The sequence below is a fragment of the Campylobacter majalis genome, assembly GCF_905120465.1.
Lineage (GTDB): Bacteria > Campylobacterota > Campylobacteria > Campylobacterales > Campylobacteraceae > Campylobacter_A > Campylobacter_A majalis.
The window spans coordinates 111,958-135,467 of sequence record NZ_CAJHOF010000003.1 but is presented as its reverse complement, the minus strand read 5'-3'; the positions used below and the strand labels follow the sequence as shown (position 1 = coordinate 135,467).

At 34.8% G+C, this 23,510-nt stretch carries 30 protein-coding genes and 1 other RNA gene; 25 read left to right on the top strand and 6 right to left on the bottom strand.

Going from position 1 to position 23,510, the window contains the following annotated elements; genetic code table 11:
* Nucleotides 1–63 precede the first annotated feature (63 nt).
* The 12 genes from LQU93_RS02520 (at nucleotide 64) to LQU93_RS02465 (ending at nucleotide 9,862) form a co-directional block, all read left to right on the top strand.
* Entirely contained in the window at nucleotides 64–1,047 is a 984-nt protein-coding gene (locus LQU93_RS02520) for a FecCD family ABC transporter permease (protein ID WP_229932319.1), read from the top strand.
* The gene (locus LQU93_RS02515; protein WP_229932318.1) at nucleotides 1,044–1,817 is read left to right on the top strand and encodes an ABC transporter ATP-binding protein; all 774 of its coding nucleotides are present in this window, start codon (nucleotides 1,044–1,046) and stop codon (nucleotides 1,815–1,817) included. The genes LQU93_RS02520 and LQU93_RS02515 overlap by 4 nt, the downstream gene beginning before the upstream one ends.
* 2 nt (nucleotides 1,818–1,819) lie before the next feature.
* Nucleotides 1,820–2,620: an ABC transporter substrate-binding protein gene (locus LQU93_RS02510; protein WP_229932317.1), complete on the top strand. Its 801-nt coding sequence runs from the start codon at nucleotides 1,820–1,822 to the stop codon at nucleotides 2,618–2,620.
* A gap of 43 nt (nucleotides 2,621–2,663) precedes the next feature.
* The gene (locus LQU93_RS02505) at nucleotides 2,664–3,884 is read left to right on the top strand and encodes a radical SAM protein (protein WP_229932316.1); all 1,221 of its coding nucleotides are present in this window, start codon (nucleotides 2,664–2,666) and stop codon (nucleotides 3,882–3,884) included.
* A 37-nt stretch (nucleotides 3,885–3,921) separates the two neighbouring features.
* Nucleotides 3,922–4,434, top strand: coding sequence for a flavodoxin family protein (locus LQU93_RS02500; RefSeq protein ID WP_229932315.1), 513 nt, complete (start codon nucleotides 3,922–3,924; stop codon nucleotides 4,432–4,434).
* Between the two features lie 130 nt (nucleotides 4,435–4,564).
* Nucleotides 4,565–4,877: RNase P RNA component class A (rnpB, locus tag LQU93_RS02495), an RNA gene on the top strand.
* A gap of 59 nt (nucleotides 4,878–4,936) precedes the next feature.
* Complete coding sequence (gene cheQ / locus LQU93_RS02490; protein ID WP_229932314.1) at nucleotides 4,937–5,410, top strand: cheVAW transcriptional regulator CheQ; 474 nt, start codon at nucleotides 4,937–4,939, stop codon at nucleotides 5,408–5,410.
* Between the two features lie 52 nt (nucleotides 5,411–5,462).
* Nucleotides 5,463–6,071, top strand: a complete 609-nt coding sequence (gene plsY / locus LQU93_RS02485) for a glycerol-3-phosphate 1-O-acyltransferase PlsY (protein WP_229932313.1) — start codon at nucleotides 5,463–5,465, stop codon at nucleotides 6,069–6,071.
* A complete protein-coding gene (locus LQU93_RS02480; protein WP_229932312.1) occupies nucleotides 6,068–6,388 on the top strand; it encodes a dihydroneopterin aldolase in 321 nt (106 codons plus the stop codon). Before plsY ends, LQU93_RS02480 begins: the two co-directional genes overlap by 4 nt.
* Nucleotides 6,389–6,466: 78 nt before the next feature.
* Nucleotides 6,467–7,138, top strand: a complete 672-nt coding sequence (gene hsrA, locus LQU93_RS02475) for a homeostatic response regulator transcription factor HsrA (protein ID WP_229932311.1) — start codon at nucleotides 6,467–6,469, stop codon at nucleotides 7,136–7,138.
* Between the two features lie 35 nt (nucleotides 7,139–7,173).
* The gene (locus tag LQU93_RS02470) at nucleotides 7,174–8,439 is read left to right on the top strand and encodes a sensor histidine kinase (protein ID WP_229932334.1); all 1,266 of its coding nucleotides are present in this window, start codon (nucleotides 7,174–7,176) and stop codon (nucleotides 8,437–8,439) included.
* On the top strand, nucleotides 8,414–9,862 hold the full coding sequence (locus LQU93_RS02465; protein WP_229932310.1) for a Ppx/GppA phosphatase family protein: 1,449 nt from the start codon (nucleotides 8,414–8,416) through the stop codon (nucleotides 9,860–9,862). Before LQU93_RS02470 ends, LQU93_RS02465 begins: the two co-directional genes overlap by 26 nt.
* Here LQU93_RS02465 and LQU93_RS02460 read toward each other — a convergent pair whose 3' ends face one another.
* From LQU93_RS02460 to moaA, 6 genes are read right to left on the bottom strand one after another with little or no spacing between them, the layout of a single operon-like run.
* A complete protein-coding gene (locus LQU93_RS02460) occupies nucleotides 9,863–10,516 on the bottom strand; it encodes a 16S rRNA (uracil(1498)-N(3))-methyltransferase (RefSeq protein WP_229932309.1) in 654 nt (217 codons plus the stop codon).
* A 1-nt stretch (nucleotide 10,517) separates the two neighbouring features.
* A complete protein-coding gene (locus tag LQU93_RS02455; protein ID WP_229932308.1) occupies nucleotides 10,518–10,925 on the bottom strand; it encodes a hypothetical protein in 408 nt (135 codons plus the stop codon).
* The gene (locus tag LQU93_RS02450; RefSeq protein ID WP_229932307.1) at nucleotides 10,925–11,107 is read right to left on the bottom strand and encodes a hypothetical protein; all 183 of its coding nucleotides are present in this window, start codon (nucleotides 11,105–11,107) and stop codon (nucleotides 10,925–10,927) included. The genes LQU93_RS02455 and LQU93_RS02450 overlap by 1 nt, the downstream gene beginning before the upstream one ends.
* The gene (locus LQU93_RS02445) at nucleotides 11,107–11,688 is read right to left on the bottom strand and encodes a 6-pyruvoyl trahydropterin synthase family protein (RefSeq protein ID WP_229932306.1); all 582 of its coding nucleotides are present in this window, start codon (nucleotides 11,686–11,688) and stop codon (nucleotides 11,107–11,109) included. Before LQU93_RS02445 ends, LQU93_RS02450 begins: the two co-directional genes overlap by 1 nt.
* On the bottom strand, nucleotides 11,688–12,443 hold the full coding sequence (locus LQU93_RS02440; protein WP_229932305.1) for a 7-carboxy-7-deazaguanine synthase QueE: 756 nt from the start codon (nucleotides 12,441–12,443) through the stop codon (nucleotides 11,688–11,690). The genes LQU93_RS02445 and LQU93_RS02440 overlap by 1 nt, the downstream gene beginning before the upstream one ends.
* The gene (gene moaA / locus LQU93_RS02435; protein WP_229932304.1) at nucleotides 12,440–13,408 is read right to left on the bottom strand and encodes a GTP 3',8-cyclase MoaA; all 969 of its coding nucleotides are present in this window, start codon (nucleotides 13,406–13,408) and stop codon (nucleotides 12,440–12,442) included. The genes LQU93_RS02440 and moaA overlap by 4 nt, the downstream gene beginning before the upstream one ends.
* A 178-nt stretch (nucleotides 13,409–13,586) precedes the next feature.
* Between moaA and fmt the strand changes: the two genes are divergently transcribed.
* From fmt to LQU93_RS02370, 13 genes are all read left to right on the top strand, one after another.
* A complete protein-coding gene (fmt, locus tag LQU93_RS02430; protein ID WP_229932303.1) occupies nucleotides 13,587–14,489 on the top strand; it encodes a methionyl-tRNA formyltransferase in 903 nt (300 codons plus the stop codon).
* A complete protein-coding gene (locus LQU93_RS02425; protein WP_229932302.1) occupies nucleotides 14,479–15,114 on the top strand; it encodes a biotin--[acetyl-CoA-carboxylase] ligase in 636 nt (211 codons plus the stop codon). The genes fmt and LQU93_RS02425 overlap by 11 nt, the downstream gene beginning before the upstream one ends.
* Complete coding sequence (locus tag LQU93_RS02420; protein ID WP_229932301.1) at nucleotides 15,111–15,893, top strand: ParA family protein; 783 nt, start codon at nucleotides 15,111–15,113, stop codon at nucleotides 15,891–15,893. The genes LQU93_RS02425 and LQU93_RS02420 overlap by 4 nt, the downstream gene beginning before the upstream one ends.
* A gap of 2 nt (nucleotides 15,894–15,895) precedes the next feature.
* Entirely contained in the window at nucleotides 15,896–16,750 is an 855-nt protein-coding gene (locus LQU93_RS02415) for a ParB/RepB/Spo0J family partition protein (protein ID WP_229932300.1), read from the top strand.
* Nucleotides 16,751–16,835: 85 nt separating this feature from the next.
* A complete protein-coding gene (locus tag LQU93_RS02410) occupies nucleotides 16,836–17,258 on the top strand; it encodes a FoF1 ATP synthase subunit B' (protein WP_229932299.1) in 423 nt (140 codons plus the stop codon).
* Nucleotide 17,259: 1 nt separating this feature from the next.
* Entirely contained in the window at nucleotides 17,260–17,766 is a 507-nt protein-coding gene (locus LQU93_RS02405; RefSeq protein WP_229932298.1) for a F0F1 ATP synthase subunit B, read from the top strand.
* Nucleotides 17,766–18,296, top strand: a complete 531-nt coding sequence (locus tag LQU93_RS02400) for a F0F1 ATP synthase subunit delta (protein WP_229932297.1) — start codon at nucleotides 17,766–17,768, stop codon at nucleotides 18,294–18,296. The genes LQU93_RS02405 and LQU93_RS02400 overlap by 1 nt, the downstream gene beginning before the upstream one ends.
* Nucleotides 18,297–18,305: 9 nt before the next feature.
* Entirely contained in the window at nucleotides 18,306–19,823 is a 1,518-nt protein-coding gene (atpA, locus tag LQU93_RS02395) for a F0F1 ATP synthase subunit alpha (protein WP_229932296.1), read from the top strand.
* Between the two features lie 9 nt (nucleotides 19,824–19,832).
* Nucleotides 19,833–20,720, top strand: a complete 888-nt coding sequence (atpG, locus tag LQU93_RS02390; protein ID WP_229932295.1) for an ATP synthase F1 subunit gamma — start codon at nucleotides 19,833–19,835, stop codon at nucleotides 20,718–20,720.
* A 10-nt stretch (nucleotides 20,721–20,730) separates the two neighbouring features.
* Complete coding sequence (gene atpD / locus LQU93_RS02385; RefSeq protein ID WP_229932294.1) at nucleotides 20,731–22,128, top strand: F0F1 ATP synthase subunit beta; 1,398 nt, start codon at nucleotides 20,731–20,733, stop codon at nucleotides 22,126–22,128.
* 14 nt (nucleotides 22,129–22,142) lie between these two features.
* Complete coding sequence (gene atpC / locus LQU93_RS02380) at nucleotides 22,143–22,532, top strand: ATP synthase F1 subunit epsilon (protein WP_229932293.1); 390 nt, start codon at nucleotides 22,143–22,145, stop codon at nucleotides 22,530–22,532.
* Nucleotides 22,533–23,108 carry a MotA/TolQ/ExbB proton channel family protein gene (locus tag LQU93_RS02375; protein ID WP_229932292.1) on the top strand — a complete coding sequence of 192 codons (576 nt, stop codon included), beginning with the start codon at nucleotides 22,533–22,535 and terminating at the stop codon, nucleotides 23,106–23,108. It begins immediately after the preceding gene.
* Between the two features lie 8 nt (nucleotides 23,109–23,116).
* A complete protein-coding gene (locus LQU93_RS02370) occupies nucleotides 23,117–23,509 on the top strand; it encodes a biopolymer transporter ExbD (RefSeq protein ID WP_229932291.1) in 393 nt (130 codons plus the stop codon).
* Nucleotide 23,510: the final 1 nt, after the last annotated feature.

Here is a 23,510-nt window from a genome sequence, read left to right as displayed (position 1 = left end):
TTTTGTTATAATTTTGGTAAGGATTATCGCTATCCTATCGATAAAATTGGGATTAAAATTTTAATGACAAATCAAAAAACTCTATTTATTTTATTAACGATTGCAACTATAATTTTGTCTATTATTTCACTTACGCTTGGTGGAGCAAATATTGGATTGGGCGAGGTGTTTGAGATACTAAGGGGTGGTTTGAGTGATGATATGCGATCAACTATCTTGCTTGAGTTGAGGGCACCACGCGTAGTAATGGCGATACTAATAGGCATGCTTTTAGCTAGTTCTGGTGTTGTAACCCAAAGCGTTTTTTTAAATCCATTAGCCGATCCTTACATCATCGGTATAGCTGCAAGTGCTGTTTTTGGAGCGGTTGTTGCATATTTGCTTAAATTGCCTGATTTTTACTACGGAGTTTTTGCTTTTATATGTTCTGCCTTGCTTTCTCTTTTTATATTTAAATTAGCAAAAAAAACTCAATCCGTCGCGACGCTGTTAATAATAGGCATCGCTCTTTCATCATTTTTGGGTGCTTTTACTTCATTTGCTACATATTTAATCGGCGAAGATAGTTTTAAGATAGTGGCTTGGTCTATGGGATATTTAGGCGGTGCGAATTGGGACAAGGTATTTATAATCACACTTCCGCTTATTTTTTGTGTGCTATATTTTTACATAAAACGCCATGATTTAAACGTGCTTTTAAGTGGCGACGAAGAAGCAAAAGCACTTGGGCTAGATACTGCAAAAATCAAAAAAAGACTACTTGTAGTATCTGCTTTGGCCGTTAGTTTTTCGGTTGGCTTTACTGGCATGATAGGCTTTGTTGGGCTTATTATACCGCACACCTTAAGACTACTTTTAAAGACTTCAAATAACGCTATTTTAATACCACTGTCGCTTGTGGCTGGTGCATTTTTTGTGCTGTTTTGTGATAGTATAGGAAAAAGCATTCTAGCACCAATTGAGGTTCCAATAGGCGTTATAACTGCATTTTTTGGTGCTCCGTTTTTCTTGGTTTTAGCCATTAACTCACGTAGGGGCATACAGTGAGATTAAGCATACAAAATTTAAATTTCTCATACGATGATAGACAAATTTTAAAAAACATAAATTTTGAAGCAAAAAGCGGAGAGTTTTTGGGCATACTTGGTGCAAATGGTTGCGGTAAAAGCACACTTTTAAAAAATATATTAGGCATTTTAACCCCACAATCTGGATCAATTACGCTCGATAATGAAAATTTAGGTCAAATGAGTGCTAAAAACTTAGCCAAAATTATCGGTTTTGTCCCACAAAAAAGTGGGTTAAATGCACCTTTTAAAGTAAAAGATGTCATTTTAATGGGACGTTATTCGCATTTAAAAAACGCATTTAGTGGATATGATAAGAGTGATTATAAAAAAGTAGATGAAGTTATGAATTTACTTGAAATTTCAGAGTTTAAAGAGCGTTTGGCTAACTCATTAAGTGGTGGCGAATTTGGCAAGGTTCTTATCGCTAGAGCATTAGTTAGTGAGCCAAAAATTTTACTTTTAGATGAGCCAACATCCGCACTTGATCTAAATTATGCTGTAAATATGCTAAAAATATGCAAACGTTTAACCGATGAGTTGGGACTTATTAGCTTTGCTGTGATTCATGATTTAAACTTAGCTTGTATGTTTTGCACTCGTGCTGTTATGCTAAAAAGAGGCGAATTAAAATACAACGATGAGATAAAAAATTTATACACAAGTGAAATTTTAAATGATGTGTATGGATTAAAATGTGAAATTTTAACACACAATGGCGCTCCGATTGTCATTGCAAAAAAGGATTAACAATGAAAAAAATTGTATTAATTTTGTCTTTGGTGGCTAGTTTGGTCTATGCCAAAAAGATTGTGGTGCTTGAGCCAAGCGTTGTAGAGATGATGTATTTGCTTGAAGTAGATGATCAAATAGCTGCCATATCAACACTCACAATGGCTAAAATTTGGCCTGAGGATAAGACCGTAAATTTACCAAGCGTTGGCACATACTCAAAGCCTAATCTTGAAAAAATTATGGAGCTTAGTCCTGATTTGGTTGTGACTAGCTTTCATTCTCAGGGCGTGAATGCAGATTTGGCTAAATTTGGCATTAAAACTTTAGTCATTAAGTCAGATAGCTTAGAAGATATCTATAAAAATATAAATTTAATTGCCAAAGAAACAGGCAAAGAAGAGAAAGCAAAAGAACTAATTACTCAAACTAAAACAAAGGTTGCTGAGTTTGCTAACTCTGGTTATCAAGGCAAAAAAGTAGCAATTTTATTCTCATCTACGCCTATTATGGCATTTAATGATAATTCGCTTGTTGGTGATATATTTGCTAAGCTTGGTTTTGTAAATATAGCAAGTGGCATGAGCGGACAAACACCGATAATATCGCCTGAAATTTTACTTAGTGCAAATCCTGATTATATAATAGTAGTAGGTGGAATGGGTGGTAGTGAGAGTGAAATTTTGGCTCAAAATCCAACACTAAAAAAGATAAATGCCGCCAAAAATGGCAAGATTATTACAATACCATCATCACTATTACTTCGTGGAACACCGCGTATTAGTGAGAATATTGAAGCGATAGAAAAAATGCTAAAATAAGCAAAATTTAAGGAGGGGGAGGGATTAAAATGAAGGAGAGATTATGTTTGAAACCAGGGTGAAGTCTCATCATTCAGGGCATCCCAAACGCTCAACATTTTCTAGTGAAAATGAGTTGTTTTCGTTTTTGGACGAGAACCTATCAGAACAAAAGCAAGGCGTGATATATTTTCACGTGCCTTTTTGCGATAATATATGCTCATTTTGTTCTATGAATAGGACAAAGTTAGATGAAGAGCTTGATGAATACACTGAGTATTTATTGGCTCAAATCGATGCTTTTTCTGAGCGAATGTATATAAAAGCAAAGAGTTTTGAGAGCGTATATTTTGGTGGAGGTACGCCAACTATACTTAAACAAAAACATTTAGAGCGTATTTTAACAGCGATAAATGAGAAATTTAACCTAAGTAGTGAGTGTGAGTTTAACTTTGAAAGCACACTTCATAATCTAAGCTTGTCTAAACTAAAAATGATGAGTGAGTTTGGAGTAAATCGATTTAGTATAGGCATACAGACTTTTAATGAGCGTGGTCGAAAGCTGCTAAATAGGGTTCATAACTCAAAAAATGCAATAGAGCATTTAAGCAAACTTCGTGAGAATTTTAACGGACTATTATGCACAGATATCATTTATAACTATCCAGAACAAAGCGTTAGTGATGTGATTGAAGATGCAAAGATAGTAAAAAGTCTAGGCATAGATAGCACGAGCTTTTATTCTTTGATATTTTTTCAAGGATCAGAACTTGCCAAAAGTATAGATCCAAACTATTATGACTTGCAAACTGATAAAAATTTACATCATGCTTTTGTTGATGAGATGTTTAGTAGTGATGAATACGAGTATATGGAGCTAACCAAAATAGCAAAAAAAGGACGCGATAAGTATAAATATATCCGTTTAACTCATGCTGGTGTTGATATATTGCCACTTGGTGTAGGTGCTGGTGGTGGCATAGCTGATTATGGTATATACAATATGAAAAAAACCATGAAAATGGTGGGAATTTTACCAAAGGCTGATTTGGAGTTTAAAAAATTTAGTGCGTTGTTTCAATATGTTGATGTTAAATTTGATGATATGAAAAAATATATCAGCGATGATACATTTAAAACGCTTCTTGAGTTTTTCAAAAAGTGTGAAAACAACGGGCTTTTAAGCATCAATGACACTGGTTATACGCTTAGTAAAGATGGCGTATTTTGGGGTAATAGCATGAGTGAAGAGATAAGCAAAATGGTTCAAAAAGATTTTGAGTAATTTTGTGCTAAGTTTATAAATTTAATAAGGATTATAGATGAAAAAATTGGTAGTATATTCGTCGCTAACTGGCAATACAAAAAAAATAGGCGAAGCGATAGCACAGCAGTTAGAGTGTGAAGCGGTTAGTTTTGATAGTGAAGTTGCTAAAAATTTAGCCGAGTATGATTTTGTCGCGGTTGGTTTTTATGTAGATAAAGGCGGTCCAGATGCACATTTTAAACGCTATTTAAAAGAAAATTTAAGCAATAAAAAAGTTGGATTGTTTATTACATTAGGTGCTGAACCAGACGGAGAGCATGGCGAGAAAATGCTTGAAAATGGACGTGAAATTTTACGTGCAAATGGCAATGAAATTTTAAGAGAGTTTATATGTCAGGGTGCGATTGATCCAAAACTGATCGAGCAGATGATAGAAATGGCACAAAATATGGGCGATAAAGCACCGCATCCTATCACGCCAGAAAGAATCGCTAGATGGGAAGCGGCAAAAAGTCATCCAGATGAAAACGATGTGGCAAATGCCAAAAAGGCCTTTGCTGGTATTTAATCTACGCTAATTGCATACACTTGGTGCTTGTTTGCACCTTTTGTATGCTAAATTTATACACTTTTAGCACTATATTTTTGATTTTTAATAAAAATAATGTGAAATTTTGTAAAACTTCGCTACAATCTTAAAAGCACAGCAAGTGATCGCTAGAAATAGAGGAAAGTCCGAGCTACAATAAGACGGCACTCCATCTAACGGATGGCTAGGGCAACCTAAGGGAAAGTGTAACAGAGAGCAGACTACCAAAAGGTAAAGGTGAAAGGGTGGGGTAAGAGCCTACCAGCGTTTTGGGCAACCAAAGCGGCTTATAAACCCAGTGCGTAGCAAGAATGGGCGGTTTTAGTCTTATAATTAAACCATTCGCTAAAGTTTGTATGCAAATGCAAACACAGATAAATGATCACTCACGACAGAACTCGGCTTATCGCTGTGCTTTAAAATTTATTTTAATTATTACAAAATAACTAAAGACTAAGTAAGCGAAGTATTTATAATGCATATGAAATTTACACTATCGGCAAATCAGTGCTTGGATGATTATGTGCTAAATGCTCAATTTTGCGAATTAGCAGATATTTCATCAAATGCCTATCAGTTTTGGCGTGATGTTGTATCATCTAGATATGAAAATTCTCGCTCTGTTTTTTTACTTAAAAAAACTATACCCAAAAAATACCAGATGATTGTGGATAAATGCACCGATTTAAGCGGATATGTATTATCGTCTGCATTTTGTTCTTTTACAGGACTTGCTCATTCGCATCTAACTAGTTCAAATCCATCTCAATTTTACAAACTTGTTGATGTGATGATGATAAATGGCATAAAGCTAGTAAATTTAAAGAAATTTTATGATGATTTTGGACTGGATTATGATTTGCAAATATATATAGAAAAGTGTAAATATTTTTCACCAACTCCATTTGAAAAGCGTATTAGGCTCACTCCTACGCTTTGTTTGGGTTATTATTAATTAAACTATCAGTAAATTTAAAATATCATTATTGTTTTATTAAAGGGAATGTATGGAAAATTTAATAGCATATTTAGTGGCTTATTTGTGTGGTGCGGTGCCGTTTGGATTGATATTTGGTAAAATTTTTGCTGGAGTTGATATAACCAAAAGTGGCAGTCGCAGTATCGGTGCAACAAATGTTTTAAGAGTGATTAAAGAACAAAATCCAAAAAAGGCAAAATTTATCGCCATTTTGACTGTTGTTTGTGATATTTTAAAAGGACTAATGCCACTTTTTGTTGCAAAATTTTTAGGACTATCTGAAGCGACACTATGGGCTATGGCGGTTTTGGCTGTGATAGGGCATTGTTTTAGTCCATTTTTGGCATTTGAAGGCGGCAAGGGTGTGGCTACTGGGGCTGGTGTGCTTGGATTTTTCTTGCCGTATGAGCTTTTGATTGCGGTTGTGGTTTGGTTTGTTGTAGGAAAGATTTTAAAAATCAGCTCTCTTGCTTCACTTTTAGCACTTTTAGCACTTGTGATATCTAGTTTTATACTTCACGCTGATTTAAGCATCTACTCTCATGCTCCTATACTTATAATTGCTTATATTGTCGTTTATAAGCATATACCAAACATTAGGAGATTGCTAAGTGGCAAGGAAGCAAAAGTCATATGAGCTTAAGCACGATAATTAAAGAGTATGAGTTTGATACGATTATTGGAGTGTATGATTTTGAACGTGAAAAGACGCAAAAAGTTCGCATAAGTGTTGAGTATATGGCGGATGATTTTGTTGATTATGTTGAGATTATGCGGGTTATAAAATCTACTTATGATGAGTATAAATTTATGACTGTTGAAGAATCATTGCGTGTTGTCACTGATGTTTTAAAACAAAATTTCAAAGCACTTATTAGCTTAAACATGGAAATTTATAAACTAGAAATTGTTAAAAATGCAACTGTTGGTGCAAAAATACACAGAAAATATTAAATTTACTTTAAAATATCTTGAAATTTTGCTTAATTTATGATACAATCACGCAAAATTTTACGTTGATAAGGAAAATAAATGAGAATACTAATAGTAGAAGATGAAGTAACACTCAATAAAACCATTGTTGAGGGTTTGCAGGAGTTTGGTTATCAGACTGATAGCTCTGAAAATTTTAAAGATGCTGAGTATTTTATAGGCATTAGAAATTATGATTTGGTTTTAACAGATTGGATGTTGCCTGATGGCGATGGCGTGGATTTAATTAATATAATTAAACAAAAATCACCACGCACTTCTGTTGTAGTTTTATCAGCTAAGGATGATAAAGATAGCGAAATTAAGGCATTAAGAGCTGGTGCTGACGATTATATTAGAAAGCCATTTGATTTTGATGTGCTTGTTGCTAGACTTGAAGCAAGACTTCGATTTGGTGGCACAAATATAATTAAAATAGATGATTTGATAATCAATCCTGACGAAGAAAAAATAACATATTTGGGTAAAGATATTGAGCTAAAAGGTAAGCCATTTGAGGTATTAACTCATTTAGCTCGTCATTCAGATCAAATTGTAAGCAAAGAGCAGCTATTAGATGCTATTTGGGAAGAGCCTGAGCTAGTAACCCCAAATGTAATAGAAGTAGCCATTAATCAAATTCGCCAAAAAATGGACAAACCACTTAATATCTCAACAATCGAAACCGTAAGACGTCGCGGATATAGATTTTGCTTCCCGAAAAAAGCTTAAGAACTAGATTTATACTTCAATTAGCATCAGCTTCAATGGTGCTAATTGCTATAGTTTCTGTGATGTTGTATTATTATATACGTGTCACAATACTTGAGAGCGTGGTTTTAGAGCTTACATATGAAGCTAAAGCAATAATAAGCCAACCGCATGTTTTTAACCCTCACTTTAAAACAGAATTTAGCATCCAATTACCAAACGCAAGTGTTACTGATGTTAAAATTTTGCCTAGAGCTACGCATGATATAAAATCTCGTTTTGTTTATGAGGATAAAGACAATAGGACATATATACATCTACACTATATTACTGCTACTGAAGAAAACTATCTAAGATTAAGCAAAGATACGACACTACAGTCAAATATAATCAGACAAATTTTAATAGACATTATCATAGTAAATGCTGTTTCGATAGCACTTGTGCTATTTTATGCACTATTTTTATCCAGAATGCTTTTAGTGCCTATTAAAATTTTAACTAAAAAGCTTGGCAAGATAGACGAGAGTTTTTTAAAAGAGATAGACACCAACTCTCTTCCTATTGAGTTTAAACCATTAGTTAGGGGCATAAATGGACTTATTAATCGCATACAAACGTTTGTAAGCTATCAAAAAGAATTGTTTGTAGGCGTAGCACATGAGTTAAAAACTCCACTGGCTGTCATGAAAGCAAAAAATGAAGTGACTTTGTTAAAGCAGCGTGAGAGCGAAAGATATATAGAGGCATTAAAAACGAATAATGATTCAATTAATCAAATGAATGCGATTATCGGCTCGGTGCTTGAGATAGGTAGGCAAGAGGGTGCTCAGTTTGAAGAGCCAGTGCCAACTGATATAATAAGCTTTATACAAAAACTTGGCAACAATTTTGCAATTTTAGCACGTGTGGAAAATAAAGATGTGAGCTTGGAGTTAAAGCCTAAAAATTTAAATATGAATTTGCAACAAAGCTTACTAACTCATGTGCTTCAAAATTTTATTCAAAATGCTATAAAATTTTCACCTCAAAATTCAACTATTATAGTTAAAACACGCATTGAAAATAGAAATTTTATCATTGAGGTGATTGATAGTGGAATAGGCATAGATGAGAGCAAGGACTTATTTGCACCATTTAAAAGATATGGAGATAAGGGCGGTACTGGACTTGGGCTGTTTTTAGCAAAAGGTGCAGCTCAGGCACTGGGCGGCAAAATAAGTATAAAAAATCGCACAGATAGTAATGGTGCAATTGCAACACTTGTGATGCCTATAAAAAAGTTAGGAAAGAAAAATGGCAAAACGAACAGCAGTAATTGATATAGGCTCAAATTCAATTCGAATGGCGATTTTTGAGCGGACATCTCGTTGGGCGTTTTTTACATTATCTGATCATAAGGCTCGTGTTAGATTGGCTGAAGGCGGATACGATAGTGATGGCGCAATATCTAGCAAAGCATATGACGCAGCTTTTGGTGTGCTTAGTGAGTTTAAGCAAATCGCTAAAGCACAAAAATGCACGAAAATTTTTGCTGTTGGCACATCGGCATTGCGAGATGCACCGAATACGAAAAATTTTATATGTGATGTAAAAAATAAACTTGGCATAGGGCTTAAAGTGATAGATGGAGAGAGCGAGGCCAGATATGGTGCGGTGGCTGCAAATTTGTTGTTAAAGTTGCCATCTCATGCCGTTACATTAGATATTGGCGGTGGTTCTAGTGAGTTGGCTGTGATAAAAGATGGCGCGATACAAAAAGCAATCACGCTAAATATCGGCACAGTAAGGCTAAAAGAGCTATTTGGTGAAAGAAAAAATGACAATAAAATAAATAAATTTATAAAACAAATCCTTAAGCAATTGCCAGATGATTTTAAATGCGAAAATTTAATTGCTATAGGTGGATCTTTGCGTGCTGTATCGTCGGCTATTATTAAGCGTTTAAATTATGCATTTTCTGTGCTTCACGGTTTTAATTATGATTTAAAAGAGCAGCTTGAGTTTTTAGAGAATCTATTGCAGACTGATAATGATAAACTTGATAAATTTTTCATTAAAAAAGATAGATTTGATACGATTAAAGAGGGTGTTTTAATCTTTTTGGCTATTGCAAAAGCACTAGAAGTAAAACGAGTGATAACAAGTGGCGTTGGTGTAAGAGAAGGGGTGTTTTTAAGTGATTTTTTAAGACCAGGCTTGAAATTTCCGGCTGGATTAAATCCAAGTGTAAAAAGCATACAAGATAGATTTGGTGGTGCAGATACAAAAAACATACAAAAAAATGCAAAAGCTATCTTTAATGTGCTAAGTCCGCTACATGCTATAGATGAAAAATTTATATATGAACTGGATATGGCGGCGAAATTGTGCTGTATCGGCAGGGATATCGGGTTTTACAACGACCATATAAATTCAGCTTTTATTGTGCAAAACTCTCTAAATTATGGCTTTACGCATGAACAAAAGGCACTCATACTAGCTATAATCGCAACAAATGGTAAAAAAGTTGTATATGAATATGACAGATACAAATCTCTCTTGCCAAAGCGTAGCGACGTGCGTTGGTTAAGTTTTATTTTATATTTAGCCAAGGCTTTGGATGTGGTAAGGCATGGGGTAAAATTTGGCTTTAAATTTGAAAATAATATATTGCATATCTCTGGAATAAAATCTTTGATTTTGGCAAAAGAAGAGATAAAAAAGCTAACTAAACCAAATGGGTTTATAATTAGCTTTGAATAACTAACATAAAATTTTGGCAGTTGTTGCTGTGATTGCTGTTTGTGATCTTAATATATTTTTTGTGCCTAGTCCATATGATTTTGTAAATTGCTTGACTTCATCGCTACTAAAACCGCCTTCTGGACCTATGAAAAGTAGTTCGTTTGAGTAGTTTTCTAGAGTATTTTTGCTAAAATTTATTAAAGCTACGTTTTTATAAATATTTAAAAAATCATCTAAACTTTGATAAATTTCAAACTTCATCATGCTCTCTCGTCCGCATTGTTCGCAACTTAACGCACATATTCGCTCAAATTTAGCTAAGTCAAGCTTGAAATTTCGCTGTGAAAATTTTGTATAGACAAAGATGATTTTACCAACTCCAAGTTCGTTTAAAAAAGGCAAGGTTTTTTCTATGGTTTTTGGATCTATTACAGCCCAAGCTATGCTAAAATCATATTTTACTTGCTCATTTAAACTAGCAAAAACCAGCTTAAGTTCGGCATATTTTCGTGAAAATTCAGTGATTTCATAGAGGTAAATTTTGCCATCATTTAGGTTGCTTAGCTCTATTGTGTCGCCTATTTTTGCACGTCTTGCTTTTAGGTGATTAAAGCTTTCATTTTCTATTTTAATCTGCTCTTGCCCAGCTTTTATATCGTATAAAAATTTCATTTTACCCCTTAAATGTTCCAGCAAAAACTATTAACAATATCTCTGCTAGACCTTGGAAAAGTGCAAATCTTTTAAATTTATGAAGTTCGTTTTTTGGTGCATAAAATTTTAGCTTTTTAAAGCCTATGACAGAAATTGCGATGAGTAAAATTACAGATAAAATCATGGCTGAAATTTTAAGTGTCAGGTTAAAACCAAGTGCTGCTAAAAGTAAAATACCACTAAACATTATTATGCTTAAAGCTCCATGATAAAGTGGTAAAAAATAGCGAACCCTAAGCACGTAATTTTTAGTGCTAACGCCAAATTGTGTGAGCAATAAATAAATCACTATAAGTGTTAAAAGTAGGTGCATTAGTCCTTTGTGTATAGGATATGTGTAGGCAAAAAGTTCGGCTAAATGTTGCATTATTGTTCTCCTTCTATAACTGGTTCTGGTGGGAAATTTTCATCAATTGTAGTGTTATTTTCGCTTTGTGCTATTGGGATATCGCTTGGAATTATTTCTGGTTGCTTTTCGATTTTTTCATCGCATCCAGCAAATATAAGTGCCATAGCTACACTAAAAAGTAAAATTTTAATTTGCTTCATTAAACATCCTTTGGATTTATGATTTGTGTTTTTAGTTTGATTTTTTCAAACAGCTCTTTATCGTCCCATTCATCAATTATGGCTGGAGAAAATACAATATCATCCAGATTTATTTCGCCCATTTTGGCATTATACGCATCATCGCAAAAGCACTGAGCATAGCCTGTGTCTGTCTCATGTACGATTACGCTATACACTGATACTTCATGTTCGCCATTTTGCATAATTGTAGCTTTTAATAGCCTGTCAATTATCACAAAAAATATCCTACAAAATTGTTCTGCTGATGGGTTTAGTGGTATACTTATCCAGCGTTGTGAATGACGCTTTAAATCATTTTGATACTCTATGCTATCACCTGAATATATAGTTGTGGCGTGATCGAAGCTATCAATTATTGTTTTTATGTTTTGCTTCATTAAGCCAAAATCATACACCATCCCTGCGTTGTCCAGATAGTTTGAGCTAAGTAAAATCTCGGCCTTATAGCTATGCCCATGTATAGATGTTCTGCATCGTTTTGATGAGCAAAATCTCACAATATGAGCATTTTCAAATTTAAACATTTTTCTTATTATCATCATACACCTTCTTTTTTATCCCATAGTCTTATATGAAGTCTATCTGTATAGTTTAGCCCATATTTTATGGCTATTTGTGCGACTTTTGGGGCGATTTTTTCTAGTTTTGTTTTGCTCTCGCCCATTGGCATACACCAAATTTTGTTTTGATATATCTTTAAGATATTTAAAATTTCATCTATCTCTTGTTCGTCTCCGCTTAAAACAAATTTATAAAAACACGATTTTGCGTTTTTGCTTATTGCAATAATGGCATTTTGGTTGATACGCTTATTTTGTTTAACGCCAGAATTTGCTAATTTTATTCCCATGGCAAAGTGACACTCTTTATATACGCTATATTTATCAAAATCAATCTCAATCGTGGCGTTTGTTTCAAACTGCACTTCATAATTTGCATCAAGCAACTTTGATACCAGTTTGATCAAAATTTCATTTTGATGATGTATTAGTGGCTCTCCGCCAGTGATTACAATGAGCGGTTTTTGTATTAAATTTTTACATTTTTTGCTAAATTGGTTTAAAATTTCATCAGCACTATTAAAACTTTCTGCGTCAAAATGCGAGGTTGCAACCGCTCTTATTGTGTCACATCCTACTAAAATTTCGCCAGTTTTGGGTGAAATTTTTTTAGTGTTAAAACCTGCACAATTTAAATTGCATCCAAAAAGACGAATAAAATATGCCACCCTTCCAGCAAATTCTCCCTCTCCTTGAATGCTTAAAAAGCTCTCAACAATCTTAAGCAAACTCATCCGCCAGTCTGGTAAAATGCACGAGCAGATGTTACGTTTGTTGCATCTGCTTCCCATTTGTTTTTTTCAGGTTTGTTTTTAAGTACTTGTCTTAAAATCTCACTAGCTCCTAATATGTCGCCACTTTGGACGGCTTTTTTAATGCTCATCGCATCTTCAAAATATAAGCAAGGTATTAAAAATCCTTCAGCACTTAAGCGTATGCGGTTGCAGCTTTTACAAAAATCATGTTTGTGTGGATCTATTATGCCAAATGTGTATCCATCGTCTAGTTTGTATAGTGACGCTGGTGCAGACGGCAGTTTTTCGGCTTTGGTAAAATTGTATTTTTGAGCTATTATATTTAAGATCTCATCGCTTTTTAGCCCTTTTAGTTCGTCTTTTGCATGTTGGTTTTCCATGTATTCAATAAATCTTATTTGGCAACCCCTAAATTTTGCAAATTCAAGCAAATTTAAAATCTCATCGTCGTTAAAACCTTTTAATGCAACTGTATTTAATTTTACTTTCAGTCCAACTTCTAACGCCTCTTCAAACCCTGTTAAAACCTCGTTTAAAACGCTTTTTTGAGCCATAAATCTTGCTTTATCATTTTTGAGTGTATCAAGAGACATATTAATGCGCTTTAAACCAGCGTTTTTAAGTGCTTTTGCGTAACTTTTTAGCATATATCCATTTGTGGTTATGGCTAAATCTATGTCTGGTTTATACTCATGTATCATACTTATAAATTTAGGCAAGTCTTTGCGTAAAAGTGGCTCACCACCTGTTATGCGTATTTTATTTACTCCCTCATCTATGCACACCTTAATAAACAAAAACAACTCTTCAAAACTTAACAAATTTTCCTTTGGCGTCCAGTTAAATGGAGTGCTTGGCATACAATACCTACATCTAAAATTACACCTTTGAGTTACTGAAACACGCAGATAATTCACAACTCTGCCATGTCCATCAATAAGCATATCTAAATCCTTTAAAATTTTAATAATGATTATAGGCTAAAATGTTTAAATTTAGTTAAAAATTGCTTTGTAGGATTTAAAATTATTCGTGTTACTATTTTTTAACGTTGAGTTGGATAAAATACGAATGCATATTTATCTTTAAGTGTGTTTAAATTTGATTTAAAATGGAGCAAAAATGAATATAGTTTTCATGGGGACACCTGATTATGCTAGAGTAATTTTAGAAAGAATTTTAAATGAAAAAATCAATGTTTTAGCTGTATTTACTCAGCCAGATAAGCCAGTTGGTAGAAAACAAATATTAACTCCGCCAAGCGTGAAACAGTTTTTGCTTGATAAAAAATCAGATATTAAAATTTTGCAACCAAAAAATTTAAAAGACGAAAGCATTCATGAGTTTTTACGTTCGCTTAATCCAGATTTTATCGTAGTTGCAGCATATGGGCAAATCCTTCCACAAGCCGTGCTTGATATAGCACCTTGTATAAATTTACACGCATCAATTTTGCCAAAATACCGCGGTGCTAGCCCTATTCAATCAGCTATTTTAGATGGCGAGAGCGAAACTGGAGTATGCACTATGTTAATGGAGGCTGGGCTTGATACAGGAGATGTTCTTGAAGTAGCAAAAACATCATGTTTAGATAAGACAAGCGGTGAGCTTTTTGATGAATTGGCTATTATGGCAGCAGAGCTTATTATCTCAACATTGAGAAATTTTAATCAAATAACGCCTATCAAACAAGATGATGAAAGTGCCACGCATTGCAAAAAAATAACCAAGCAAATGGGTTTGGTTGGTTTTGATGATGAAAATTTTTATAATAAATATCTTGCATTTACGCCATGGCCTGGGATATTTACAAAAACTGGACTTAAAATTTTAAATCTTAAAAAAAGTAATCTAAGTGGAAAGGTTGGTGAAATTTTGTCTATTAATAAGCAGAGTTTTGTTGTGGCAACTAAAAATAGTGCGATTGAAATTTTTACACTACAAGAGTCTGGCAAAAGGTCTGTAAGCGCTACTGATTTCATAAATGGCAAGAGATTAAAAGTGGGGGATATTTTTGAGAGTTGAGTTTGTAGATGAGATAGACTCAACACATCTGTATTTAGTCTCGGCATTGCGAAACAAGACGATAACGTCTCCGTATTGCATCGTGGCTGATATTCAAAATGCCGGTGTTGGAAGTAGGGGAAATGAGTGGAGCGGTGGAGATGGAAATTTATTTATGTCGTTTTGCATAGATAAATTTTTGTTGCCAGATGATTTAAATGATGCATCGATTTCTATATATTTTAGCATGATAATGGCCGAAATTTTAAAAAAATATGGCTCAAAAGTATGGGTAAAATGGCCAAATGATTTTTATATAAACGAGCTAAAAATCGGTGGCACAATAAGCACAAAAATAAATGACGCATATATAGGCAGTATAGGTATAAATTTATACTCAAAGCCTGAAAAAGCAGGTGTTTTAGATATAAAAGTGTCTCGAGATAGCTTGGTTTGGGCTTTTTGTGAAGAGTTGGAAAAAAAACCAAAATGGAAGCAAATTTTTAGCAAGTTTAAGATAGAATTTCAAAAGTCTAAAAATTATATCACACATGTTGGTGATGATAGCATAAGTCTAGCTTGTGCTACGCTTTGTGATGACGGAGCGATAATGATAAATAACAAAAAGGTGTATTCTTTAAGATGAGTGAAGTAATAACAATAGCAAATCAAAAAGGTGGAGTAGGTAAGACTACGACAGCTGTAAATCTCGCTGCTTCTTTGGCTGTAGCTGAAAAAAAGGTGCTTTTAATAGATATTGATCCACAAGCAAATGCTACAACAGGCATTGGTTTTAGCAGAAAAGATTATGAGTTTAATATCTACCATGTTTTAACCGGCTCAAAAAAACTATCAGACATAGTACTAAAAACGCAAATTCCAACGCTATTTTTAGCACCTTCAAATATAGGCCTTGTTGGAATAGAGCGTGAGTTTGATGATAGAAGTAAGGATTTTAAACTGGTTCTTAAAAATAAGCTTGAAGAGATAAGGCATGAGTATGATTATATCATTATTGATAGTCCGCCAGCACTTGGGAGCCTGACTATAAATGCACTAAGTGCAAGCGATAGCGTGATTATCCCTGTGCAGTGTGAATTTTATGCTTTAGAGGGTCTTGCGATGATGTTAAATACAATTAAGCTGGTTAAGTCAGAAACAAACCCAAAACTAAACATTAGGGGATTTTTGCCAACAATGTTTAGTTCGCAAAACAATCTCGCAAAAGATACGGTTTCAAATCTGAAGCAACATTTTAAACAAAAGCTTTTTATGTGCAAGGATACAGTTGATGAACTAGTTGTCATACCTAGAAATGTAAAACTAGCCGAAAGTCCAAGTTTTGGTAAGCCAGTGATACTTTATGATATAAAATCACCAGGCTCTGTTGCTTATCAACATCTAGCGTATGCGATTATGGAGTAAGAATGGCTAAAAAAAGTGGATTAGGAAAAGGATTTGAAGATATAATTTTTGATATCGAGAGCTCATATAACGAAGCGTTTAAAAGCAATACAAGTATAGTAGAAGAAATAGATATATCATCTATCTCGCCAAACCCATACCAGCCAAGAAAGCACTTTAATACCGAAGCTTTAAATGAACTAAGTGATAGCATAAAACGCCACGGATTAATACAGCCTATAATTGTTATCAAAAAAGATGGTGGCTATACATTAATAGCCGGAGAGAGACGTTTAAGAGCAACAAAGCTACTAGGCGAGAGCAAAATAAGAGCGATTGTTGCTGATTTAGGATCGCAAAATTTACGTGAATTGGCTTTAATTGAGAATATTCAGCGTGAGAATTTAAATCCAATTGAGCTTGCAAATTCATACAAAGAGCTAATTGATGAGTATCAAATAACACAAGAGGCACTATCAAATATCATACATAAGTCGCGCACACAAATAACAAACACAATGCGTTTGTTAAGCCTTAGTGATGAGACAAGAGCATTAATTGCCGATGAAAAGCTAACACAAGGACATGCAAAAACAATCGTAGGCTTAAGCAAAGATGATGAGAAGATGGTTGTAGATACAATCATTGGGCAAAAGCTAACCGTACGTGAAACTGAAAATTTAATTAAAAAGCTAAAAGAAACTAAAAAACCAAAGCGACAAATACTCAATGAAGACATTGAATATGAAAGTGAGATTTTAAGATTAGGTGGAATTTTAGAGAAATTTGGACTAAAAACCAAAGTTAAAAATAGAAAAATAACGATAGAATTTAGCGATATAGTGCAAATTCGAACACTTTTGGAGAATTTAAAATAAAATTTTCTAAATTTAATAATAAATTTTTATGTTTTATTGTAAAATTAAGTGTTTTTTAAAAATACAAACCAAGTAAGGAGGGTTGATGTTAGAGATAAATCCATCTCTTGTCGTTATGACGGCTATTGTCTTTCTTGGACTGATCGCTGTACTAAATACCCTGCTTTATAAACCACTTCTTAAATTTGTAGATGAAAGGAATGCATCTATAAAGGCAGATGAGGAGAGTGCTAGTAAAAATGCTAGCGATCTCGGAGTGTATGAAGCAGAGATAAATAGTATCATTGCACAAGCCAGAAATGAAGCCAACAAAATACGACAGGATGCACTAAATAGTGCAAAAAGCATATCGGCAAATGAGGTAAATGCCAAAAAAGCCGAATTGCAAAGTGATTATGAGCGGTTTTTAGACGATTTAAATGTCAAAAAAGCTGCACTTAAAGCAGATTTGTTATCAAAGCTACCTGATTTAAAGGGTGTGTTAGATACCAAGTTGGTAAGGATGTAGGATGAAGAGAGTAGCATTTTTAATCGCATTGCCTTTGGTTATATTTGCAAGTGAAGGCGAGAAGAATTACGACATAGTTGAGCGCGTGCTTAACTTCTTGCTATTTTTTGGAATTTTACTATACTTTATAGCTAAACCTTTAAAACAAATGTATCTTGATAGGATAAGTGGTATCGCAAATAGACTAGAGAGCATACAAGAAAAACTTCGCTCGTCACAATCAAAGCGTGATGAAGCGTTAAGACGAGTAGAAGAAGCCAAAGTAAATGCTGCCTCTCTTATAGAGACCGCCAAAAAAGAGGCGATCAATATAGCAGAAAAAGTAAAAAAAGAGAGCATTAACGAGATAGCAAATTTAGAAAAAAGCTATAAAGATCAAAAAGAATTTGAAGAACGACGTGTGACAAAAAGCGTTGTTGCTGAACTCTTAAGCGATCTTTTTGATGATAAAAATCTAAAAATCGATCAAAAAGAGCTTATAAATATCATACTAAAAAAGGTTAGCTAATGAATGAAGTAGTAGCAAAAAAATATGTAAAAGCTATACTAGCTGACCTAAAAGGTGCTGAGCTAGATACTTTTACTAGTGATTTAGAAAAGATAAGTGAAGCTTATGAGTATGAGAAATTTAAAAATATCATTGCACTTCCTACGCTTAGTAGCAATGAAAAAGCAAAATTCTTAATTTCTCTAGTTAAAAAACCAAGTCAAAAATTTCAAAATTTCATAAGTCTTATTGCACAAAACAAGCGCTTTAATCTACTGCCACTTATTGCAAATGGGCTAAAAGCCGAACGTGCAATAGCACAAAATATCTATTTAGGCAAAATTTATGCAAATACTAAACTAAGCAAGGAGCAGGTAAAAGCACTTGAAGATAGTTTTTCAAAAAGATTTGATGCCAAAATAGAATTAGAAGTATCTGATAAAAGCTATAACGGCGTGAAAGTAGAATTAAATGAACTTGGTGTTGAGGTAAGTTTTTCTGTTGATAGATTAAAAGCACAGATGAGTGAATATATATTAAAAGCTATATAAGGAGAGAGCGTGAGTGTAAAAAACAAAGCAGATGAAATCAGCGCAATAATTAAAGATAGGATTGAGAATTTTGATCTTAGCGTTGATGTAGAAGAGACTGGTAAGGTTATCTCGGTTGCTGATGGTGTTGCAAACGTCTATGGTTTGAAAAATGTTATGGCTGGAGAGATGGTTGAGTTTGATGGTGGCGAGAGAGGCATGGCTTTAAACCTTGAAGAAAGTAGTGTTGGTATCGTTATTCTTGGTAAGACAAGCAATATTGCTGAAGGCAGCTCAGTAAAACGCCTTAAAAAATTATTAAGCGTTCCAGTGGGTGATGCGTTAATCGGTCGTGTTGTGAATGCTTTGGGTGAGCCAATTGATGCAAAAGGTCCAATTGAAGCTAGTGAGTTTAGATTTGTTGAAGAAAAAGCAAAAGGTATCATGGCTAGAAAATCAGTTCATGAGCCGCTTCAAACAGGTATTAAAGCTATCGACGCGCTTGTTCCAATCGGTAGAGGTCAGCGTGAGCTAATCATAGGCGACCGCCAAACTGGCAAAACCACAGTTGCAATCGATACTATTATCAATCAAAAAGGACAAGATGTCGTCTGTATATATGTTGCTATCGGACAAAAACAATCAACCGTTGCACAAGTTGTTAAAAAACTAGAAGAGCATGGTGCGATGGATTATACCATCGTTGTAAATGCTGGTGCGTCTGATGCCGCAGCACTTCAATATCTAGCACCATATGCTGGTGTAACTATGGGTGAGTTTTTCCGTGATAATTCACGCCATGCGCTTATTATTTATGATGATTTATCAAAACACGCTGTTGCATATCGTGAGATGTCACTTATCCTTCGCCGTCCTCCAGGTCGTGAGGCATATCCTGGTGACGTTTTTTACTTGCACTCAAGATTGCTTGAAAGAGCGAGTAAGCTAAATGATGCACTGGGTGCTGGTTCTCTTACTGCACTTCCTATTATTGAAACACAAGCAGGTGACGTTTCGGCTTATATTCCTACAAACGTTATTTCTATTACTGATGGACAAATTTTCCTTGAGTCAGACTTATTTAACTCAGGTATTCGTCCAGCGATTAACGTTGGTTTATCTGTTTCTCGTGTTGGTGGCGCAGCTCAGATTAAAGCTACTAAGCAAGTTTCTGGTAACCTGAGACTTGACCTTGCACAATACCGCGAACTTCAAGCGTTTGCACAATTTGCAAGTGACTTAGATGAAAGCTCAAGAAAGCAATTAGAGCGCGGTCAAAAAATGGTTGAAGTTCTAAAACAGCCACCATATAGCCCACTTCCAGTTGAGAATCAAGTTTTGATAATATTTGCTGGTGCTAAAGGTTATTTAGACGATGTGGCAACAACAAGCGTTACTAAATTTGAAACAGAGCTTTATCCTTATATCGAGGCAAAATTCCCTGAGATTTTCGAACAAATCAGAACTAAAAAAGCACTTGATAAAGAGATGGAGGAGCTATTACATAAAGCACTGAAAGATTTTAAAGCGACTTTCTCTGCTAACTAAGGCTAGAATATGTCAAATTTAAAAGATATAAAACGAAAGATCAAAAGCGTTCAAAATACACAAAAGACTACTCGTGCTATGAAGCTTGTATCAACTGCAAAGTTAAGAAAAACTGAAGAAGCAGCACGTAGATCAAGGGTATATGCGTTAAAGATCAATGAGGTTTTATCAGAGATAGCGTATAAGATAAATCAATACGCAACGGTTGCAAATGAAAGTGGCTTTTTTGATGTTAATAAGACAGTAAATACCGCTGATATTATATTTGTGACAGCTGATAAAGGGCTTTGTGGGGGATTTAATGTCCAGACTATTAAAAATGTAAAAGCTTTAATAGAAGAACTTAAATCTAAAAATGTAAAAATTCGCCTTAGAGCCGTTGGTAAAAAAGGTATTGACTTTTTTAATTTTCAAGGCATGGAGATTTTAAAAAGCTATACCGGAGTTAGCTCATCGCCGACTTATGAAAAAGCACAAGATGTCATAAAAGAGGCAATTGATGATTTTAGCAATGGCGTTACAGATCGTGTTATTTTGGTGCATAATGGCTATAAAAATATGATTTCTCAAGAAATAAAAATAAATGATGTAGTGCCTATTGAACCACCAGAGCTTGTTGAAGTTCAGACAAATTCTTTAATGGAATTTGAGCCAGAAGATGACAACAATGCAATACTTGACGAGTTGCTTAAAAAGTACTTCGAGTATAGTATGTATTATTCGCTTGTGGATAGTTTAGCTGCTGAGCATAGTGCTAGAATGCAGGCTATGGATAATGCTACTAATAATGCGAAAGAAAGAGTTAGACAACTAAATCTTGCTTACAATAAGGCAAGACAAGAATCTATTACCACTGAGCTTATTGAGATAATCAGTGGTGTTGAATCGATGAAGTAAAGGAGTATGAATGAAGGGTATAATTAGCCAAGTTATGGGTCCGGTAGTTGATGTTGATTTTAACGACTACCTTCCTAGTATTAACGAAGCCATTGAGGTATTTTTTGAAGTAGATGGCAATAAAAATAGATTGATTTTAGAAGTTGCAGCACACTTGGGGGATAATCGCGTAAGAACTATTGCTATGGATATGAGTGATGGTCTTACTCGCGGTCTTGTGGCTACTGCGTTGGGTGCTCCGATTAAAGTTCCTGTTGGCGAGAAAGTTTTGGGTAGAATTTTTAACGTCATTGGTGATTTAACTGACGAGGGAGAAAATGTAGAATTTGATAAGCATTGGTCTATTCATCGTGATCCACCAGCATTTGAAGAGCAAAGCACAAAGTCTGAAATTTTCGAAACAGGTATCAAGGTAGTTGATCTTCTTGCGCCTTATGCAAAGGGTGGTAAAGTAGGTTTATTTGGTGGTGCTGGTGTTGGTAAGACTGTTGTTATTATGGAGCTTATCCATAACGTTGCATTTAAACACAGCGGTTATTCAGTATTTGCTGGTGTTGGTGAAAGAACTCGTGAAGGAAACGACCTTTATCACGAGATGAAAGAGTCTAATGTCTTGGATAAAGTTGCCCTATGCTATGGTCAGATGAATGAGCCACCAGGAGCAAGAAACCGTATTGCTTTAACTGGTCTTACAATGGCTGAGTATTTCCGTGATGAGATGGGACTTGATGTTTTGATGTTTATTGATAATATCTTTCGTTTTTCTCAGTCAGGTTCAGAGATGTCAGCCCTACTTGGCCGTATCCCATCAGCCGTTGGTTATCAGCCAACACTTGCTAGTGAAATGGGTAAATTCCAAGAGCGTATTACATCAACCAAAAAAGGCTCTATTACATCAGTTCAAGCTGTTTATGTTCCAGCTGACGACCTTACTGACCCAGCTCCTGCGACTGTTTTTGCTCACCTTGATGCAACTACGGTTCTTAACCGTGCAATTGCGGAAAAGGGCATCTATCCTGCGGTTGATCCACTTGATTCAACATCAAGAATGTTAGATCCACAAATTTTAGGTGAAGATCACTATAAAGTTGCTCGTGGCGTTCAAGCAGTTCTTCAAAAATACAAAGACCTTCAAGATATCATCGCAATTCTTGGTATGGACGAGCTTAGCGAAGAGGATAAGGTTACTGTTGATAGAGCTAGAAAGATTGAAAGATTCCTATCTCAGCCGTTCTTCGTTGCAGAGGTTTTCACAGGCACACCTGGTAAATACGTAACACTTGAAGAAAGCATAGCTGGATTTAAGGGAATTTTAGAAGGCAAATATGATAGCTTACCAGAAGCAGCATTTTATATGGTAGGAAGTATCGAAGAGGCTGTAGCCAAGGCTGAAAAACTTAAAGCTTAATCAAGGAAGTATAAATGGATAAAATACATCTAGAGATAGTAACACCGCAAGGTCAAGTCTTTGCTGATGATGTTTGTAGTGTTGTGCTTCCTGGAAGTGATGGTGAGTTTGGAGTTCTTCCAAACCACGCCTCGCTAGTCTCGCTTTTACAAGCTGGGATTATTGACATAGAAGACAAAGACAAAAATCATGACATAGTCGCTATAAACTGGGGCTATGCAAAGATAGATGAAGGTAAAGTTACGATACTAGCAGATGGAGCGGTTCATATAGCTGGAAATTCTCAAAGTGATTTGGCTAGTTCATTAGAGCAAGCTAAAGAATTAATAGCAAGTATGAGCAGTGACACAAATGTGTATGCTTCTACTATCGCTAAAATGGAAAATATGGCGAGAACAAAATAAGTGGCTGGTATTGATATATTTTTAAACTACTTTTCAAGAAGTAGTTTTGTGACGATTTTTGTTCTATTGTGGCTCTCTATTTACTTAGTGGTTAGTTTTACCATACTTTTTTCGCGTATGGCTGGATTGAGTGCAAAGCAGAGCAAAGAACAAAGTACGTTGGAGTCATTATTAATGGGGGCTAAAAATCTCCCAAATGACTCTGTTTTTAAAAAATGCACAATTTCAAATGTTAGTAAAGAGAAATTAAATATCTATCTAAGTATGGCTGAAAAAAATGCTACAAGTGGTCTTGTTTGGCTAAGTATCATTGCTTCTACATCGCCATTTATTGGGCTTTTTGGCACCGTGATATCTATACTTGAGACATTTTCTGGGTTGGGCAGTGGTTCAAGTGCTTCACTAAACGTCATAGCACCAGCTATTTCGGAGGCATTAGTTGCTACGGGAGCTGGAATTTTTGTGGCTATACCTGCATATACATTTAATTTGTTGATTAAACGCAAAGCATATGAACTTATGGGAATTTTACAAAGACAAGCTGATTTATTAATAGCAATGAAAGATGAGTTTTAAAAGTGGCGTTGAGATTTGATGATGACGCCCCAGAGTTAAATATAACTCCGCTTGTTGATATTATGTTGGTGCTTCTTGCTATACTTATGGTTACGATGCCTACAATTGTATATCAAGAAGACGTTGCACTACCAGAAGGCTCTAAAACAAAAGCATCAGTTTCGCAGCAAAAAGACTTGGTTGTAATAGTAAATGAAAAGCGTGAGATAAACATACAAAATCACAAGATGAGCTTAGATGAATTTCCTGACAATATTGTTTTAATTGCTTCAGGATATGATAAAAATATGCCAATTTATATAAAAGCAGATAAAAATTTAAAATACGATGATGTAATGTTTGTGCTAAAAACTCTTAAAAATGTTGGTTTTAGCAAAGTGGCTTTACAAACAAACGGATAAA